The organism is Candidatus Magnetaquiglobus sp. (assembly GCF_058402785.1).
Genome location: NZ_JBZVFG010000045.1, coordinates 480 through 15,922, shown reverse-complemented (window position 1 = coordinate 15,922; position 15,443 = coordinate 480). Strand labels below are relative to the sequence as shown.

The following is a 15,443-nucleotide window of genomic DNA, read 5'->3' as shown; positions in this document are numbered from 1 at the left end:
ACACACACCAAAACGGAACGCGTTCACACCACCCCCGCCTTCACCCCTCCAGCCGCGCGACCAACTCCTCGATGATCGTGGCCGCCGGCTGAATGGCGCGCACCATGCCGACGCTCTGCCCGGCCATCACCGAACCATGCTCCACATCTCCGTCGATGGCGGCGCGACGCAGGGCTCCGGCCCAGAAGTGCTCCAACTCCAGCTGGGCCTCGGCGCGCGGCTTGCTCCCCTCGCGCACCTGGCGCACCAAATCCAGCTGCAACTGGTTGAACTGCTCAGTCCCCTTGTTGACCAGCGCCCGCACCGGGATCACCGGCAGGGCAGGGTCGAACTGTACGGTCACCACCGCGTCGCGGGCCTGGGCCTGAATGAACTTCTGCTTGAAATTGGCATGGGCCACGCACTCCCCGGCGCAGACGAAGCGGGTTCCCACCTGCACCCCGGCGGCTCCCAGGGAGGCCATGGCCGCAGTCATCGCCCCATCCGCGATCCCACCCGCCACGAAAACCGGCACCTCGTGGACATGTGGCAGAATCTCTTGCGCCAGAACCAGGGTCGATACCGGCCCCACATGACCACCCGCCTCGTGCCCCTCGATGATCAACGCATCCACCCCGCGCTGGATCAGCCGCCTGGCCAGGGCCAACGACGGCGCAAACAGAATCACCTTGACCCCACCGGCCCGCAACGTCTCCACGGTCTCGCGACCCGGCATTCCACCGGCCAGCACGCAGTGGGTCACTTTTTCCTCCACGACCATGGCCACGTAGTCGGCCAGGGCGGGATGCATGACGATGAGGTTGATGCCGAACGGTTTGTCGGTGAGGGCGCGGGTGGCGCGCACCTCGGCGCGGGCCAGCTCGACCGGCATGCTCCCGGTGGCCAGCACCCCGAATCCGCCGGCATTGGAGATGGCCGCCACCAGATGACGCTCGGAGAGCCACGACATGGCCCCTCCCAGAACGGCCTGTCGGACACCCAGAAAATCCCTCCCTCGCTTCCAGGAGTCGGAAACTGCCGCGTTGGTCATGCTTGCACTCTCCCCACGAACAAAACGGTGATCGATCCACCGACGTGATGAACGCCGGCCATATCGACCGGGTTCAACATGATATCGCCCCGTTGACGCGAAAAGACCGGGCACTCAGGCCCGGTCCCTTTTCGATCATGCCACCTGCCCGACGCCACGGCGCGAGCACGGTGTCAAAAAGTCAAGGCACGTTTCTTGCGTTAACCTCTCGAACCGACATCACGCGGCGGCAGCGATGGCATCCAGGTCGTCATCCAGATCATCCGCGTCGTCCGGCAGAGAGATGGCGCCACGGACGACGTTCTTTTTGCCGGAGGATGGGCCGATGCAGACCTTGAGACGCTCCTCGAGACGATTGAGTGCCCACTTGGGGTCGATGTTGACCAGGGAACAGATCCAGTTGAACGAACCGGGCTCCATGGAGGAAGAGTGGAACCATTTCCGCAGCGTGCGATAATCGTACCGGAAGACCGGATCCTCCATCACGGCGGGATCCTGACGGTAGCGCTCCAGGGCAACCAGATCGCGGACCGCGCGATCCATGACCGCCATCCAGAGGTGGGTGTCGTTGTTGTCCACGGCAGGCTCATGCAAAAGTTCGGAAACGACCGATTTGTTCATCGTGCAACTCTCCCTGTTGGACCGGAAGGCCCATTTTATAGAAGTATTGAACAAGAAAACGCCCGATGGGAAGCGCGACACCATGAAGCCCGCAAGCATTCCGGCATCCTTCCGGCGAACCCTGGAGGGAGCGGTCATGACGATGGAAAGATCCGGCTCCGTCTCCGCACCCCGTTTGTAACATAGCGTCAATGGGAAAAAATGCAATCAAAGCGCGTTAATCATAGCCGAATCCAAGCAAAAATGATATAGAAATTTTCGTTTCGATCCATTTTCATGCGCCCATGGTGCGGAACGGAGGATTCCTCCTTCGTTCGTCTTGATTTATCGGGCCCGTTCCCGATACACTGATATGTGCCGTCGCCAGTTGGCAAGGCCGTAACAACTTACGCAACACCTGTCGCCGTTCAGGGGAAAATGTCGTCATGGCCGAGGAAGATGATGAACTTTTGGGCATGTTCGTGCAGGAAGCCACCGAGCATTTGGAAACCATCGAGCCGGATCTTCTGACCCTGGAAGAACAAGGCGACAACACGGACCCGGAGATCATCAACCGGCTTTTCCGCAGCGTCCACTCGATCAAGGGTTCCGCCGGATTCTTCGGTCTCTCCAGCATCACCAAGCTGAGCCACACCATGGAAAACCTTCTGGGCAAGGTCCGGGAGAAATCCATGACGGTGACGCCGGCGGTCACGGACAGCCTGTTGTCGGGTCTCGACAAGCTGCAAACCATGATCCACGACGTTTCCGCCAGCGAATCGGTGGATGCCAGCGAACAAATCGCCACCATCCAGGCCATCCTGGAGGGAAGCGGCGGCGCGGCCCCCAAGCCCGCGGCGGCCCCCGCCCCGGCCCCCGCCGCCCCGCCGCCCGCAGCGGCACCTCCTCCCCCGCCCAAGCCGGAACCCGAACCGGAACCGGAAGCCCATGCCGCCTCCGCGTCCGGTGGCGCGGCCAAGAAGTCGGAAATCAAAACCTTCGATCTGTCCCGTCATCCCGACGCGGTGAACGAGGCGGTCACCCATGGCCGGCGCTTCTTCTCGATCGCCATCGACCTGCCCCAGGGCAAGGACGAACGGGTGGATCTGTTCAACACCACCAAGTCGCTGATGGAGTCGGTGGGCTCGATCGTGGCCACCGACCCGCCGTTCCAGAGCAACAAGGAACTCGAAACCCTGAGCGCCACCTCCCTGTCGGTGCTGCTCTCCACGGTGCTCGAGGATGACCTGCTGCTCTCGTTGTTGCAGGTGGACAACGACCACATCCAGAAACAGGCGATCTCCGCCTCCGTGGCCCAGGCGGCCAAGCAGGGCACGCCCGCTCCGGCTCCGGTCAAGGCGGTGGCCTCCGCCAAACCGCGCGACGACGATGACGACGACGACGACGGCCATCGCTCCAAGGAGGCCCACACCCCACGCCTCAAGAAGCCCAAGTACGCCCCGTCCGCCAAGCGCGGCGCGGCGGCCAAGCCCGGCACCCCGGCCAACAAGAGTTCGAGTCCGACGGTCGAGGAGACCCTGCGCGTCAGCGTCTCGCTGCTCGACGAACTGATCAACAACGCCGGCGAACTGGTGCTGGCCAGAAACCAGCTCTCCCGCGCCGCGGTCGAGGTCCAGGCCAAGTTTCCCCACTTCGGCCCCCTGGTACAGAACCTCGACTCCATCACCAGCCGCATCCAGGAACGGGTCATGCAGGCCCGCATGCAGCCGGTGTCGGTGGTGTTCAACAAGTTCCCGCGCATCGTGCGCGACCTGGCCCACAAGCTGGGCAAGAAAATCGATCTGGAACTGCGCGGCGGCGACGTCGATCTCGACAAATCGGTGATCGAGCACCTCTCCGACCCGTTGACCCACATGATCCGCAACGTGGCCGACCACGCCATCGAGATGCCCCAGGACCGTCTGGCCAGCAACAAGCCGGAGGCCGGTCAGGTGGAGTTGGCCGCCTATCACGAAAACGGCATGGTGAACATCTCGCTGGCCGACGACGGCGCGGGCATCGATGCCGAGCGGGTCAAAACCAAGGCCCTGGAACGCGGTCTGATCACCGAACGCCAGGCCGACACCATGAGCGAGGAGGATGCCCTCGACCTGATCTTCGCCCCCGGCTTCTCCATGGCCAAAAAGGTCTCGGACGTCTCGGGTCGCGGCGTGGGCATGGACGTGGTGCGCACCAACATCGAAAAACTCGGTGGCACGGTGCAGATCCTCTCCAAGGTCGGCAAAGGCACGAACATCATCCTCAAACTCCCCCTGACGCTCGCCATCATCCCGGCGATGATCGTCTCGGCGGGAAATCAACGCTTTGCCATTCCGGAGATCGGCTTGGTGGAGATCGTGCGCGTGGCCGAATCCGAGCGCGCCCAGCAGATCGAGATCGTCGGCAGCGCCCCGGTGCTGCGGCTGCGCAACATGCTGCTGCCCCTGGTGGATCTCACCGATGTTCTCAACATCCCCCGCGTCCTCCCGGACGGCGCCTCACCCGACCGCCGCGAACGGTTCTCCGATCGCCGCAACGGCCAGCGCAAGGCCCAGGACGCCGCGGACGGCAAGGACGGTCGTCGCGACATCCCGCCCGCCTCGGATCGCCGCGATCCGCACACCCTGGTCGCCTACGTGATGGTGCTCAACGTGGGTGGCAACGAGTTCGGCATGGTGGTGGACGAGGTGCTCGACAGCGAAGAGATCGTCGTGAAGCCGCTCCCCTCGTTCTTCAAGGACAACCCCTGTTTCTCGGCCACCACCATCCTCGGCGATGGCAGCGTGTCGTTGATCATCGACTACGCCGGTCTGATGGAGCAGGCCAAGATCAACTTCAGCAACGTGGAACGGGCCACGCGCATGGACCTCGACGAGGAGCGCCGGGCCGCGCTGCGCGAACGTCAGAACATCATCCTCCTCGAGACCGGCACCGGACTCATCATGGGCATCGTCCACTCCATGGTACGGCGCGTGGAAAAGATCTCCCCGAAGCTGCTCGACACCATCGGTGGTCTCCCCTATGTCCGTTACGACGGCAAGACCTTCCGTGCCATCTACCCGGATCACGTCCTGGGGCTCGAGGGGATGGGGCTCTCCCGCAACACCATGGATCCGGAGGAGGAGGAGGATCTCAACCTCTGCATGGTGGTGCCCAACATCCCGGACATCCAGGCCGGTCTGATCTTCTCGCGCATCATCGACACCCGCGAGACCAACATCGATCTCGACTGCCGCGCCATCCAGGCGCCGGGCCTGTTCGGATCCGCCCAGATCGACGACCGGGTGGTGCTCTTCCCGGATGTCAATGCGGTATTCGAAATGGCCGGCATCCGTCCGCCGTGGATGCCGCCGCAGGTCGAGGGGGCCGGATTCCGCGCCCTGGTGGTGGACGACACCCCGTTCCTGCGGGTGTTGACCAGCAACTACCTCAGCTCCGTGGGCTTCGACGTGGATCAGGCCGAGGATGGTCAGGCTGCCATCGGCATGCTCAACCGCGGCGACTACGACCTGCTGGTCACCGACCTCAACATGCCGGTGATGGATGGCTTCGAGCTTGCCAACGAACTCAATGGCACGCCCCACGCCGAAATCCCGATGATCGCCACCACCTCCTCCATCTCCTCGGAGCTGGAGGATCGCTGCGCCCGTGCCGGATTCGTCAGCTGCGTGCCGGCCATCGACAAGAATCGCCTGCTCAAGGTGGTCTCCACCTTGCGGCCTCGTTGAGGATCGGGCACGCGACACAACACCCGCGAGGGTATCGGGTGACGCCTCCGCGACGTCACCCGACGACCCCGGTTCGAATCGCCTTCGCGCCCGGGTCGCGCCATGCTTTGCCCATTGGCGGGCCACACTTGACCCGCGCCGGCGCTTCGGTCCCGACCGAACGCCTTTGAGCCATCGGAGAATCTTGCGCCATGCTCGTCAGCACCTTCACCCTGGGCGACCTCTATCTGGGGATCGACATTCTCCTGGTCCGGGAGATCAACCGGTCCATGGAGTGTACCCCGGTTCCGGGCTCGCCGGACTACATTCGCGGCATGCTCAACATCCGCGGTCGCGTGATCACCCTGTTCGATCTGCGCTCCCGACTCTGCTGGTCCAAGCCCGATTCGGGGGAAGCACGGGTCAAGCAGTACAACGTCATCATGAAGACCCGTGACGAGGTGATGAAGATCGATCACGAACTGGCCATGACCAAGTGTCCCTGGGAGGATCCGGTCGGTCTGGCGGTCGATCAGTTGGGGGACGTGCGCGACATCGTGGACGACAACATCCTGCCGCCGCCCGCCAATCTGACCGGTATCGCCGCGGACTTCGTGCATGGGGTGGTGGAGTTCGAACGCAATCTTCTGATCATCCTCGACGTCGCCACGGTTCTGGGGCTCAACAACCAGGCATCCAGTTGAGTGTGATGACCGGCGGGAACGAACAACTGATCCGGGACATTCGCGCCGAAATCTCGCGCGAAACCGATAGTATGCGTCATGAGATGCATCAGATCCGCTCACTCGTCCAGGACGCGATCGTCAAACTGACCGACAGCTTCAACGGTCTGCGCGACAAGTCCAACGAACAGCACGATCTGGTTGCTTCGCTCACCCATTCCATGGATGTCTCCAACAAGGAGTCGGAGCAGTCAACCATCAGCGTGCGCAAATTCGTCTCCGAAACCGACAAGATCTTGCGTACCTTCGTGGATCACATCATTCTGGTCAGCCGGCAGAGCATGGAGATGGTCCATCGGATCGATGCACTCTCCACGCAGATGCAGGAGGTGGTCCTGCTGATCAAGGACATCAACGGCATCGCGGAGCAGACCCATGTGCTCTCCCTGAATGCCCGAATCGTGGCCGCGCGCGCCGGACAGGCGGGACGCTCGTTTGCGGTGGTGGCCGACGAGGTGCGCAAGCTGGCCGGGAACTCTCATGAGTTCTCCAGCAAGATCAGCGACGTGATCGATCAGGCACGGGAGAACATCGTCAGCACCAAGGAGATCATCGAGCACATGGCCTCCAAGGACATGAGCTTCGCGATCGAATCCAAGGGGCGGGTCGATTTCATGATGGACGAGGTGAACGCCATCGATGAGATGACGAGCCGCACCATCACCCAGGTCGCGGCGATCACCGAGGACATCAACATGCGCGTGGGAATCGCGGTGATGTCGTTGCAGTTCGAAGACATGGTGACCCAGTTGACCCAGAGCATGGAGCGGAAGTTCGTGGTGCTCGAACAGATGGTCTCCATCATTCCGCCCGATTTCGATGCCAAGGGAGAGATGCACATCCGCACCTCCCTGGCCGAACAGGTGGAGCGGTTCGATACCGCCGATCGTCAGGCCGTGCAGCAGACCAACATGGACGAAGGGGATATCGAGCTGTTCTGATCTCCATGCATGCCTTGATGGCTTGGGTCTGACGGCATGGAATTGATTGTTATTTTTCAAACATCCTTCTTTGAAGACAGGAGAACGATATGTCAGGAACGATTCACGTCACCCGCAACGACAAGGAGACCATCATCGGCGTCAAGGGCCGGTTCAACTTCGAGATGCACTCCCAGTTCCGCGCCGCCTATCAGAGCGATGCTGGTGGTGACGACAACCAGGGGCGGCGTTTCGTGATCGACCTGGCCGGAACCGAGTACATCGATTCCTCTGCCCTGGGCATGCTGCTGTTGCTGCGCGAAGAGGCCGGCGCCAACGAGTCGGACATCGAGATCATCAACACCCGTCCGGAGATCCGCAAGATCCTGGAGACGGCCAATTTCCAACGCCTCTTCAAGATTGCCTGACACGACGCTCACAGGCCGTGGAGCACCCGTCAGAACGTTCCACGGTCAGGGGAGTGAAAGGGTTGGCAAGTTTACCGTGGAACGCCCGTCAGGACGTTCCACGCTCGGAGGGGTAAGGGGGTTCCCGCCCCATCAGGCAAGTCTGGAAACACCACGCCCGCGGATTGAAGAGGCAACCTCATTGGCATGAAGATTCTGATCGTCGATGACGACCCGATCAACCGCACCATCCTGCAACGGTTGCTGGGCAAGGAGGGACATGAGGTCTTCACGGCGGTGAACGGTCGTGATGGCGTGGAACAGTTTGGTCTGCACCAGCCGGATCTGGTGTTGCTGGACATCCGCATGCCGATGATGAACGGCTACGAGGCGGCCCAGGAGATCAAACGAAGCCACGCCGGACGGTTCACGCCGATCATCTTCCTGACGGCGGTGACCGACGAAGAAGGGTTGGTGCAGTGCATCGACGCCGGTGGCGACGATTTTCTGACCAAGCCCTTCAACCGGACCATTCTCCAGGCCAAGATCAGCGCCATGGAGCGGATCCGGCGTCTGCATGCGCGCCTGAGCGCACAGAAGGAGGAGCTTGAGCAGCATCAGGAGCGGTTGCATCAGGAACTCGAGGTCGGCCAGCACATCTTCGCCAACATCGTGCGTTCCGGCAATCTGCTCGATGCCCCCTGCCTGAACCACTGGACCGTCCCGATGACGCTGTTCAACGGAGATCTGCTGGTGGCCAGCTACAACCCGGCGGGTGGACTGCACATCATGCTCGGCGATTTCACCGGGCACGGGTTGTCGGCGGCGGTGGCGGCCATGCCGGTGGCGGACATCTTCTACGAAATGACCGCCCAAGGATTCTCCATCGGCGACATGGCCGAGGCGATGAATGCCAAGCTGCTTTCGATCATGCCGCGACGGATGTTCTGCGCCGCCTGTCTGATCGAGGTGGATCATCGGCAGAAAAGCCTGAACATCTGGAATGGCGGTCTGCCGGACGTCCTGGTGATCGATGGATCGGGACGTTTGGCGCATCGGGTCGTTTCGACCCGGTTGCCTCTGGGCATCGCGCCGATGACCCGCGAAGACCGCAAGGTGGAAATTCTGGAAATGCACCCGGACTACCGGGTATTTCTGTTTTCCGATGGGGTGACCGAGGCGACCAACGCCGAGGATCAGATGTACGGCAGTGAGCGGTTGGAGGCCCATTTCGATGGTTCGCACGCTCCGGGAACCCTTTTCCACGCCATTCTGGACGATCTGGAAGCGTTCCGGGGGGATGCACGCCAATCGGATGACGTGAGTCTGTTGGAGATCGTCTGCGAGCGGGCCAGTCAGGAACCGCGCGAGAGCGCCCGAGGTCGTCAGCATGCCGCCATCGCCCCCAACCCCTGGCAGGCCTCGTTCTTTTTCAGTGCGCAGACCTTGAAGTCCGTGGATCCCCTGCCCACGATCATCAACGCGGTGATGAATCTCCAGGCGCCCATCGGTCATCGGGAGCGGCTCTACACGATTCTGGCGGAACTCTTTTCCAATGCGCTGGATCATGGTCTGCTCAAGCTGGACACGCGCACCAAGAAGACACCGGAAGGGTTCATCCAGTATTACACCCAGCGGGAAGAGCGTCTGGCACGGTTGGAAGAGGGAAGCATCCGCATCGAGCTGGATCATGTGCCGCGCGCGGAGAATCCGGGGAGCGGCGAACCGGCGGGTGGAGAGATCCACATCGCCATCGAGGATAGCGGCGCGGGTTTCGAGTTGGAGCAGATCCACTCCCAATTGACAGGAAATCTTGGACATGGAGGCCGGGGAATCGCGCTCTTGCGTTCCTTGTGCCATTCGTTGGAATATCATGGCCGCGGCAACCGGGCCGAGGCGATCTACCGATGGTCCCTTTAGGAGAGGCGAAATCATGATGGAGCGGATGCATGGCTGAGCCCATCAAGGCCATGGTGGTGGACGACACCATCACCTATCGCATGATCATGAAGAATGTGGCGGAGAGCATTCCAGGCATTCGCGTCACGGCCACCTCTTCGAATGGCAAGCTGGCCCTCGACAAGATCGTGGCGCAATTCACCGCCAACGATCCCGAGCGTCCGGATCTGGTGCTGCTCGATGTCGAGATGCCGGTGATGGATGGTTTGACCACGCTCAAGGAGCTGCGCAAACGCTATCCGAAGCTGACCGTGGTGATGGTGAGTTCCACGTCGCGGCAGAATGCCAACATCATCGTCGAGTGTCTGAATGCCGGGGCATTGGATTTCATCACCAAGCCTCTGGAAAACAACGTCGAGAAGGCCAAGACCACGCTGCGGCAGAGTCTGGAGCCGATCCTGACCGTTTTGCAGCAGAATCTGGAGAACGACAAGGGAGGATCCGGCGGGTCGGGACCTGCCCCCTCTTCCCCGCCCCCGGTATCCCATGCGCCACAGGCGTTCGCCATGCCCGCGCCGGGAGCGCGCATGCCGATGCCGTCCACGCCGCCGCGCACCTCTCCCATGCCCCCGCCTCCGGGTCGGATGGCGCCTCCGCCCAGCGCCCCCATCGTGCCCCCAACCCGCAGTGCCATCTCGATGAAGGGACCGCCCCATCCGGATCTGCTCCTGATCGGCTCCTCGACCGGCGGCCCGGCGGCCCTGACAACCATATTCTCCATGCTTCGCGAAAAGTTGCCGCTCCCAACTCTGATCGTGCAACACATGCCACCGGTCTTCACCACCTCGCTGGCCGCGCAACTGAGTCGAGCCTCCGGACTGACGGTGAAGGAGGCGCGGGACGAGCAACCCCTGACCCCCGGAAGCGTTACCATCGCCATGGGCGGGCGACATATGACCTTGCAAAATCGCGATGGAAGCCTCAAACTGATCCTCAACGACGGTCCCAAGGTCAACGAGTGTCGCCCGGCGGTGGATGTTTTGTTCATGTCCGTCGCCGCATCCTTTACGGGCAACATATTGAGTGTTATTCTCACCGGGATGGGACGCGACGGCACCAATGGCGTGGATGCTCTCAAGCGGGGCGGTAAAACCTGGTGTATCACCCAAGATAAAAACTCGTGCGTGGTGTACGGCATGCCCAGATCCGTTGAAGAAAAAGGTCTTTCTGACGAATCGTTGTCTCTGGAAGCCATCGGGCCCAGGATCATTCAACTCTGCAACCCATCCGTGGCCCGCTGACCATGGCCATTACACAAGAAGAATTCGACCTCATCCGCCACTTCATCAACGAACACAGCGGCATTCAGATCAATCCCGGCAAGGAGTATCTGATCGAAAACCGGCTGACGGTTCTCCTGGTGCAGAACGGCTGCGAGAACTTCATCCAGCTCCACGACAAGCTCAAGGCCGATACCGGCCCGTTGCGCGCCAAGGTGATCGACGCGATGACCACCAACGAAACGTTGTGGTTTCGCGACGATTCGTTTGCCTCCGCGTTGAGCGATCACGTCGTGCCCATGCTGGTCAAGAAGGCTCGCACCGCCGCCCAGGTACGCATCTGGTCGGCGGCCTGCTCCACGGGTCAGGAGCCCTACTCGGTGGCCATGCTGATCCACGAGGAGTTGCGCAAGGTGGATGCGCCTCCCCCGATCTCCAAGTTCTCCATCCTGGCCACCGATCTCTCCCCCTCGGCGATCGTGCTCGCCTCGTCGGGACGCTACAGCCAACTGGCCATCTCGCGTGGCATGCGTCCGGACTTTCTCGAGCGTTACTTCAAAAAGAACGGCATGGTCTTCGAAGTGGTCCCCGAGGTGCGCAATCTGGTGAAGTTCCAGCAGTTCAATCTCATGAGTTCCTTCAAGGAACATGGGATGTTCGATTTTCTGATGTGTCGCAACGTGCTGATCTACTTTTCGGATGAATTGAAGCGTCAAATCTATGGCAAGATGCACGACAGTCTGAACAAGGATGGCGTTTTGGCCATCGGGGCCTCGGAATCGCCGCGTGGCTACACCACCGGGTTCCAACAGGTGATGATGGGCTCTGCCGCCATGTACAAGCCCACCTGATGATCCCCTTTTTCGTGAAACGGCCCCAAAGGGCGATTCCACGCGGAGGAAGACGGGAGAAACACCCGTCATGCAGGCAGGACAGGCTGAGTTGCAAATCGGATACACGTTTGAATTAAAGTGAAACCTCATGAAACTACTCACCATTGACGACTCCAGAACCATCCGGCGTGTCATCAGCGGCGTCGGCGCCATGATCGGCTTCGAGGTCCTCGAGGCTGAAAACGGCGACATGGGCATCAAGGTCCTCGAAAATCAGGGCGAAGAGGTCGCGCTGATCCTGTTGGACTGGAACATGCCGGGCATGAACGGCCTGGAGGTGCTCAAGCTGATCAAAGCCGATCCACGTTGGATGCACATCCCGGTGATGATGGTCACGACCGAGGGTGAAAAGGATTACATCATCAAGGCGATCCAGGCCGGGGCCATCCACTACCAGACCAAACCCTTCACCCAGGAGGAGATGGCCAGTCGCATCATGGAAGCCCTGGGAATGGGTGGTCTGTGAGCCGGATCGATCCACCCCTTCCACCGACCCCCACGACATGGAGCCGCGCATGAGCGTAGCCAACGCCCCAGAATTGATGGACAAACTGTTGAACGGTCTGCGCCTGGCGGTCACGGAGATGATGACCGCCATGGCCATGTCCGAGGTAGTCTTTGCCGGGCAGGAGAGCGTGGATGCCTTTTCGATCTCCAGCGAGGTGGTGGGACTGGTGCGTCTGGATGGCAAGATGCATGGCATGGTGGGCGTTTCGTGCAGCAAGGAGCTGCTGCGCGAAATCGTGTCGCGCATCGTGGGCCTGACGCCCGAGGAGCTGTTCATGGAGGATCTGCTCGACGGCGCGGCAGAGTTGGCCAACATGGTTTGCGGCGGCATGAAGACCAAAGCCCAGATCGGAGATGTCAATCTGTCGCCACCGGTTGCCATCGTCGGACAAGAATACACCGCCCAATGGAAAACCAATCGCCCGACCACGATGTTCACGTTCCAGATGGAAGAGGGCATTCTGAAGGTCTACGCAAGCCTGTAATGGCTGTTGCGCGAAAAAAACCTTGAACCCAGAGGCGTTTTTTGCGATGGTTACGTTTTTACCGTGAAACATCCCTGGAGGGTGTCACGGATGGAGGTGAATCGGTTCGTCCTCCATCATGAATGTTTACTCATGTGTGTATTGTTTCAACCAGCCTGATCGATTTCAATAAGAGGAAATATGCGCGTACTGATCGTTGACGACTCGAGCGTCATGCGGAAAATCGTGGCTCGCGGCCTGCGTCAGGCCGGTTTCACGATCACGGACATCCTGGAAGCGGGCAACGGCCAGGAAGGGATGGATCTGCTCGCGACCGACACCAATTTCAAACTCATCCTCTCCGACTGGAACATGCCGGTCATGGATGGTTTGAACTTCGTCAAGTCGGTGCGTGCCGGCTCTCCGGCGATCAAGAACATTCCGATCGTGATGGTGACCACCGAGGGCGGCGAGACCAAGGTCGGCGCGGCCATGGAAGCCGGTGCCAACGGCCACATCAAAAAACCGTTCACGCCCGAGACCCTGCAAGCCGAACTCGAGCGTTTCCTGAAGTAGCGCCTCCACGCAACATCGTGGAACGCTCTCAAGCGCTCCACGGTGGGGGGTGAGAGGTCTTCCTCTCATCGAACAACTTCAGTGGAACGCCACATGACGAACACCCTGGAGTGTCGATCGCATCGCATTCCGGGGTGTTTGTGTGTCGGATCAGATCCTGATGCCCGCATCCCCACAGGTGTCAAAATGCGCCTAAGCAACCATCATGGCGCAAAAATTGCTGAACAACACTCGCCAGATCCTTGGTCAAAACCCATGCCGATAGATGCGAGCGAGCTTTAAGCAATGGAAACCCCTCCGGATATCGCCAAACGGACACGACCCTTTTTCCTGAATTATTTCACGAAACTGGGCAACGACCTGAACACGCTTACCGCGGCTCCCGTGGTCTGCACGCTCCAGGAGATCGAGCTCAACCGAGGTCGGGATGACCTGGAGCTTTTGTTCGAATCGGATCGCAGCGTGGCGTATGTCACGGAAGATGGCCTGCACTCCGGCGACATTCACCTCATCTTCGACATCGCCACCTCGATTGCCTTGAGCGGTCTGATGATGATGATGGGGGCCTCCGTCATTCAGAGTCAGGTCAAGAACCGCGAATACAACGAAGAGATCCAGGAGGGCTTCCAGGAGGTCGCCAACCAGGTGGTTGGCGCGCTTAACGACTTGGTGGAGAAGAAACTCCCCGAGGGTGGACATCTGTTTCTCGAAAGCACCACCCACGTCACCTACGGCGACTTTCCCAAAACTTTCAAGGAAGGGACCACCTATCTTTCGGTGGCCGTTCAAATCCAGGTGTCGGATTTTCCGCCCCAGACCGCCTACTGGGTGTTGTCACGGGGATTTGCCGAGACCCTGTTGAAGGTCAAAATTCCGGGGACCGACGCCGAGATCGCCGCGGACACGCAACGCGCCGGTGGTGCCGCCGAGGCCATCAAACCCGCGCCCGTGGAGGCCCCACCTCCACCGCCGCCGCCTCCACCACCGCCGCCGCCGCCTCCACCTCCCCCGCCGCCTCCCTCACCACCGCCGGCCAAACCCGCGGGCAAGGGCTCTGCCGGAGCTGGCAAGGGTGGCGTCAAAGGGATGGCGAGCGGAAGCGCGGACGAAGGGGAGTTGACCTTCCTGGATCCCTATCAACCGGAAGAGACCGGTCGGGAGGTCATGAACGCGGTGCTCGACGACGACGGCGTCAACACGACGCGCGGTGGTCGTTCCCCAGGTGGCAAGTCGGGCGGCAAGGCCTCCATCGCCATGGGCGAGGTGTTCGGTCCACTCCCGCAGATCCAGTATGCCAAGGACTCCCTGCCCATACCGAACGACAAGGGCAGCGTCAAGAGCCTGATCACCGAATTCCCCTTCACCCTGCGGGACGATGAACGGGTGATCGTGGCCATCATGGCCATGCGCACGGATGGCTATCGCTACATCGGCATCGAGAAGGGTGGAAAGCTACTGCGGGTGGTCAGCTACAGTGACTTGCGTCAGATCATGGGACCGTTCTTCGGCACCAAGGCGATGACTCAGCGCGACAAGGCACTCTGCAACCTGCCTCTCGGCAAGATCAACGCCAACCAGCGGACGGTCACCATCTCCCTGGATGGCACCATCACCGAGGCTGCGGATCTGATCATGGAGCATCGCCTGCACGCCCTGCCCGTGGTGAGCCACCACGGCGTGCTCCGCGGTTTCGTCACCCTGCACGGTCTGCTGGACTACTACCGCCGCAAAAAGCAGCAGTAAACGTGCCTGATGGGGGGAGAACCCCTCACCCCCGTACCATGGACCTCCCTTCGGGAGTTCCATGGTAACGTGCCTGATGGGGGGAGAGCCCCCTCACCCCCGTAGCATGGACCTCCCTGCGGAAATTCCACGGTACCGGCTCCAGCGGGCAAGCACCCGTGGCACCCTTGAGCCATGGCAGATCGAAAGAATGCCTCATCACCAGAAAAGTCACGTCGGTCTCTTACCCAGGAGGCGATGAGCCGACGATTCACCATCCACCTGTTCGCACATTCAATCACCCGCAACAGCCGGATTCAGGATGATGGGAAGATCCCTTTCCCTCCCCCGCCCGTGAACCTCCCCGACGGGAGTTCCACGGCACATTGACAGAGACACCTTGGACACACAGGACAAGATTCCGCAGAGCCGGCTGAAAGAGGCCGCGAGTCGCTGGAGAGAGGATGCGTCACCATGGCTGGCCGGGCCGGCAACTCGACATTGAACGCAATGCCGAGTTCTTCGCCAACCTGACCAACTCCATCCCTTTTGACGTGATCAACCTGAGCTTGCACGAATTGAACCATGCCGAGTTCTTCGCCAACCCGACCAACTCCATCCCTTTTGACGCGATCAGCCCGAGCTTGCACGAATTGAACCATGCCGAGTTCTTCGCCAACCCGACCAACTCCATC

Annotated in this window: 14 protein-coding genes; 12 read left to right on the top strand and 2 right to left on the bottom strand. The window is 60.9% G+C overall.

Going from position 1 to position 15,443, the window contains the following annotated elements; all coding sequences use genetic code 11:
• Positions 1–40: 40 nt before the first annotated feature.
• Positions 41–1,030 (bottom strand): NAD(P)H-dependent flavin oxidoreductase, encoded by a 990-nt coding sequence (locus ACV4UY_RS13330; protein ID WP_491608073.1) that lies wholly within the window; start codon positions 1,028–1,030, stop codon positions 41–43.
• 219 nt (positions 1,031–1,249) lie between these two features.
• Complete coding sequence (locus tag ACV4UY_RS13325; RefSeq protein ID WP_491608072.1) at positions 1,250–1,651, bottom strand: hypothetical protein; 402 nt, start codon at positions 1,649–1,651, stop codon at positions 1,250–1,252.
• Positions 1,652–2,076: 425 nt separating this feature from the next.
• Between ACV4UY_RS13325 and ACV4UY_RS13320 the strand changes: the two genes are divergently transcribed.
• From ACV4UY_RS13320 to ACV4UY_RS13265, 12 genes are all read left to right on the top strand, one after another.
• Positions 2,077–5,358, top strand: coding sequence for a hybrid sensor histidine kinase/response regulator (locus ACV4UY_RS13320; protein WP_491608071.1), 3,282 nt, complete (start codon positions 2,077–2,079; stop codon positions 5,356–5,358).
• A 191-nt stretch (positions 5,359–5,549) separates the two neighbouring features.
• On the top strand, positions 5,550–6,041 hold the full coding sequence (locus ACV4UY_RS13315) for a chemotaxis protein CheW (protein ID WP_420903824.1): 492 nt from the start codon (positions 5,550–5,552) through the stop codon (positions 6,039–6,041).
• A 5-nt stretch (positions 6,042–6,046) separates the two neighbouring features.
• Positions 6,047–7,021, top strand: a complete 975-nt coding sequence (locus ACV4UY_RS13310) for a methyl-accepting chemotaxis protein (protein ID WP_491608070.1) — start codon at positions 6,047–6,049, stop codon at positions 7,019–7,021.
• A gap of 89 nt (positions 7,022–7,110) precedes the next feature.
• Entirely contained in the window at positions 7,111–7,428 is a 318-nt protein-coding gene (locus ACV4UY_RS13305) for an STAS domain-containing protein (RefSeq protein ID WP_491608069.1), read from the top strand.
• Positions 7,429–7,614: 186 nt separating this feature from the next.
• Positions 7,615–9,327 carry an ATP-binding SpoIIE family protein phosphatase gene (locus tag ACV4UY_RS13300; protein ID WP_491608068.1) on the top strand — a complete coding sequence of 571 codons (1,713 nt, stop codon included), beginning with the start codon at positions 7,615–7,617 and terminating at the stop codon, positions 9,325–9,327.
• Between the two features lie 29 nt (positions 9,328–9,356).
• The gene (cheB, locus tag ACV4UY_RS13295; protein ID WP_491608067.1) at positions 9,357–10,607 is read left to right on the top strand and encodes a chemotaxis-specific protein-glutamate methyltransferase CheB; all 1,251 of its coding nucleotides are present in this window, start codon (positions 9,357–9,359) and stop codon (positions 10,605–10,607) included.
• Between the two features lie 2 nt (positions 10,608–10,609).
• Entirely contained in the window at positions 10,610–11,437 is an 828-nt protein-coding gene (locus tag ACV4UY_RS13290; RefSeq protein ID WP_491608066.1) for a CheR family methyltransferase, read from the top strand.
• 130 nt (positions 11,438–11,567) lie between these two features.
• Positions 11,568–11,945 carry a response regulator gene (locus ACV4UY_RS13285; RefSeq protein ID WP_491608065.1) on the top strand — a complete coding sequence of 126 codons (378 nt, stop codon included), beginning with the start codon at positions 11,568–11,570 and terminating at the stop codon, positions 11,943–11,945.
• A gap of 49 nt (positions 11,946–11,994) precedes the next feature.
• On the top strand, positions 11,995–12,471 hold the full coding sequence (locus ACV4UY_RS13280; RefSeq protein WP_491608064.1) for a chemotaxis protein CheX: 477 nt from the start codon (positions 11,995–11,997) through the stop codon (positions 12,469–12,471).
• A gap of 180 nt (positions 12,472–12,651) precedes the next feature.
• The gene (locus ACV4UY_RS13275) at positions 12,652–13,026 is read left to right on the top strand and encodes a response regulator (RefSeq protein ID WP_420903817.1); all 375 of its coding nucleotides are present in this window, start codon (positions 12,652–12,654) and stop codon (positions 13,024–13,026) included.
• Between the two features lie 285 nt (positions 13,027–13,311).
• Positions 13,312–14,769 carry a CBS domain-containing protein gene (locus ACV4UY_RS13270; protein WP_491608063.1) on the top strand — a complete coding sequence of 486 codons (1,458 nt, stop codon included), beginning with the start codon at positions 13,312–13,314 and terminating at the stop codon, positions 14,767–14,769.
• 443 nt (positions 14,770–15,212) lie between these two features.
• Positions 15,213–15,443, top strand: a 231-nt coding sequence (locus ACV4UY_RS13265) for a hypothetical protein (protein ID WP_491608062.1), incomplete at its 3' end; no start/stop codon positions are given.